At 49.2% G+C, this 3,624-nt stretch carries 4 protein-coding genes and 1 pseudogene; all 5 read right to left on the bottom strand.

The features are described from left to right. A partial coding sequence (gpJ, locus tag OGX97_RS14815; protein WP_424953313.1) for a TipJ family phage tail tip protein occupies positions 1-1,076 on the bottom strand: 1,076 nt, incomplete at its 3' end. Positions 1,077-1,615: 539 nt separating this feature from the next. Next, complete coding sequence (locus OGX97_RS14820) at positions 1,616-2,206, bottom strand: tail assembly protein (protein WP_008322435.1); 591 nt, start codon at positions 2,204-2,206, stop codon at positions 1,616-1,618. Positions 2,207-2,261: 55 nt separating this feature from the next. Then, entirely contained in the window at positions 2,262-2,687 is a 426-nt protein-coding gene (locus OGX97_RS14825; protein WP_008322436.1) for a hypothetical protein, read from the bottom strand. Positions 2,688-2,716: 29 nt separating this feature from the next. Further along, a complete protein-coding gene (locus OGX97_RS14830; RefSeq protein ID WP_008322437.1) occupies positions 2,717-3,427 on the bottom strand; it encodes a C40 family peptidase in 711 nt (236 codons plus the stop codon). A gap of 1 nt (position 3,428) precedes the next feature. Further along, positions 3,429-3,624 (bottom strand): annotated as a pseudogene (locus OGX97_RS14835) (phage minor tail protein L); the annotation flags it as partial.

The raw sequence follows: 3,624 nt of genomic DNA on the forward strand, positions 1-3,624 counted from the left end.
CCCCGGAATATAGCCGCAAAGTCACGCAGCACAGTGTAAGCGTCATTCCTGTCCTGAACATAGACGTTACAGGTATAGCGTGGCTCTGTCCCGCTTCCACCCTTTCCATCCGGTACCGGCTGATCGCAATACTGCGATACCTGGTACAACGTCCATTTATCGATGTTGGCTGCACTCAGGCGATTCCCCAGACCAAAGCGATCGGTAATAACCAGATCGTAAAATATCCACGCCGGGTTATCGGTCCAGGCCCACTTAAACGCCCCTTGCCATGTACCACTGTAAGTCCTCGTTTCAGGATCATAATTATCCGGCACACGGATCACGCGCATTTTTGGTTCGCAGGAAATCTGCGGGATAGAGCCATTGAACTGGCTTGAGTCAAATTCGATGTAAAGCAGAGCGGTATTCGGGTAACGTAATTTGGCGTCAATCACCTCGGTGAAGCTCTGTAGCGTCATCGTATCACCGATCTTCGCGCTGTTTGCATCAGCGGTAATCTTACGCAATCGGATTGTCCAGGTGCTGCCAGCCTGCGGTAAATCAATACGGTGGCTGCGCTCATAACCAGACGTCGTTTTGCCGGTTACGCTGGTATTAAAAACGGTTTGCCAGGTACCACCATCAGTTTGCAGGTCTATTGCATAATTGATGGAATACCCTACCAGATCGCCGTTGTCCTCCTGCTTAAACAGTGAAGGCCATTTCAGTCGCAGGCGAACGGCTGATAGTTGCGTGTTCGTAAAGGTACGCGTCCAGGCTGTGGCGCTTGATATTTCAGTTCCAACGTTGATTTCGTTTTCGGTGCCGGGAATACCCTGAATGTAATTTTGTGCCTGCGTACCAGCGCGAAATTCCCAGACTACGCCACCAAAGTTTTGGGAGCCGTCGACATTCTCCAGCGGTGTGCCATCGAGGTAGATATCTTTTCCGGTTAAAGCACCGGCATACTCACCTTCCCCCAGAGCTACTAGCAACTTTGCCTTCGCAACAGACTGAAGATCATCCGGTTGTTCCGTCGGTGTTCGGCTTTTAGAACCACCACCTTTTCGCCCTGTGATTTTTTTCGACGCCATATTTCACCCATAAAAAAGCCACCAAAAGGTGGCTACTGTTTGAATATCAGGATGTTGCTCATCTATAACCCTGGTTAATGTGTTAGCTCAGCCCGTCAGCGCTGGGATGCTGACGTACTCTGGGAAGGAGGGATGGCTGATTACCTCTTAACGAAGGATTAAAATGACTAAATATAAGTTTGAAGCTGTCGATACGAGCACCCCACCTAACGCTGAGGACCTTGCTTATGCTCTCATGAGTGCATTTGGGGCGCTTGCCTCAACAGTTGTAGGGAAGGACACAGAAAAGCAGGCTGAGTTGTTTAGCAAACTTGACCAAGCGCTAGCTCATAATCAGGGGGCAAGTAGCTATATTGAGCTTGCTCGGATTTGCCAGGCTACGAAATTTTCCCTAACCGGAGAGCGATAACCCCATTGGGTTTAATTAGTTCAAAGGCGTGTTCCTTAGGGACCGCCTTTATTTCCTTAGTATCATCAACTTTTGTTTCTTGAAATTTTACCTTTTGCTCTAAGGTCATAACTTTCTCCCGCCTTTCGGCTTATTGTTTATCTTCAACATAAATTCCGGCAGAAATAATCGCGCCACCGATCCGGCGTCGCCCATAACCAAGGGGAACTGGATTACCCTGAGCAGCAGTGTTAGTTACACCACCGAATGCATACGATGCCCGGTTATCGGCGTCCTGTTTGCTGGCGAGTCCTGCTGGCTGTGGCGAAAGCATTTGGATTACGCCTCCAGCCATTAATGCAACACCTGGTGCGACCAATGCCATACTTGCACCGCCAGTAAAACCTGACAAAGCGTAGCCAGCTACAACAAGGACGGCACCTAATATGGTTTGTAACAGGCCAGCTTTTTTACTACCAATAACTACTGGCACGATCCGGATCACTTCACCTGTCACCGGAAAGCCTAAATCATCTTCCCCAATATTTTTCTTTCCTCGAAAAACTGCATATGTCAGACCGCGCTGTTTACTTGAATTCATGAAGGCCTCAAACCCTTTCACTGTTGCAGCTAGCGCTCGACAGGCTTCTCGGGTTGAGCTAATTAAACGATGATGCGTCTTACCAAAGGTTTTGCCAAGAATCCCGCTCAATTCAATTTGGGTCATAACTTCTTGCTGCATACTATTCTCCAACAAAAAAGCCACCCGGAGGTGGCCATTTATAAAATGACTCGAACTATATGGTTGATGCTCTGATATCAAGTCCGGAATTAGTATCTCCGGTGATGCGGAATTTTTGATGTTCACGAGCATTGATCTGCGTGGCAGTCTCTTTGAGTGGTTGTCCGACCTGCATTCCACATAATCCTTTACCTTTTGAATCGCCAGATATTCCTAGAATATGTCGGCCGGATGTAACATTGATATCGATCGTTTCTCCCGTATCAATTCTTGCATAGGATTTTCCATCAATAGTTACTTCTACAAAGCATCCACCTCCAGCAAACCATCCTTGATCTCGTGTAATTGTTATCACCGAGTCACCAGCCCCCTTCAGCAATACACGTTCAGATGGTACTTGTTTTGCAACGGTAGAATTCACCGCCGTGGTTGAACACCCAGCAACGCTAAGCGCAATTAGAAGCAGCAAAGTCTTTTTCATATCCCTATCCCCTTTGGTTTTGCAAAAGGTTAGCACAGAGACTTATACCGTAGAACCTTCATCGTCCGTTCCTGCCAGTAGCCACCGTAAGGCACACGCTGACTCAAATGGCCATAAAGATGGTGGAGTAACATATTACCTTCGAGCAAGATCCCGGCATGGTTCCACTTATTAGCCTGGACTTGCATGATGACCATGTCACCTGGCTGAGGCACACCGCTGAATTCACGGAATCCGCACTCATACCAGCAATCCTGATAAAAGTTGTCCGGATAGTCGTTTTCCCACCAGGGATAATCCACCCGATAATCGTGAAGCTCGATCCCGTGCGTTTGCCGGAAATAGCTCATTACCAGCCCCCAGCAGTCGAAGTGACCAAGCACAAACGGACGCTCCAGCAGCGGCAATTCCCCACGCGGCTGGATGGTGCGTAAATCCCCCTCAGGCCAGCTCACGATGTGCCATGGTAAAAGCGTTGCATCACATTGCGCTTTATCCAGTTCACTCGGTTGCGTTGTGGCGTCAGGGTGACTGTGAACAATGGCAATCACTGTTCCCCAGTCTTCGGCAGCGGCATAATCTTCCGGCGACAGGTGGAAATGCTCTGTCGGATCGGTTGCCAGATTACGGCAGGGAATGTACCGCTGCACCCTGCTTTTTTGCACCACCACGCCGCAGCATTCGCGCGGATATTCAGCAGCAGCATGCGCCATAATGGCATCGATAATTTTCTGACGCATATCAGCTCCTGATCAGGGATGTGCCAGGGAAGCCACCGAACGGCAACTCGTTCCCCTCGCCATGCCTCAACTTGCACGCAGTGAGCGTACCGGGGCATTCATCGAGTGACGGATCGTTAACCGGGTTGTTGTGCTTGTCGAAATAACGCGTTCCGGCATAGTCACATCCATCACCTGAGCGATATTTGTTACGGATA

Source organism: Citrobacter sp. Cpo061 (assembly GCF_030332845.1).
Taxonomy (GTDB): domain Bacteria; phylum Pseudomonadota; class Gammaproteobacteria; order Enterobacterales; family Enterobacteriaceae; genus Citrobacter; species Citrobacter portucalensis.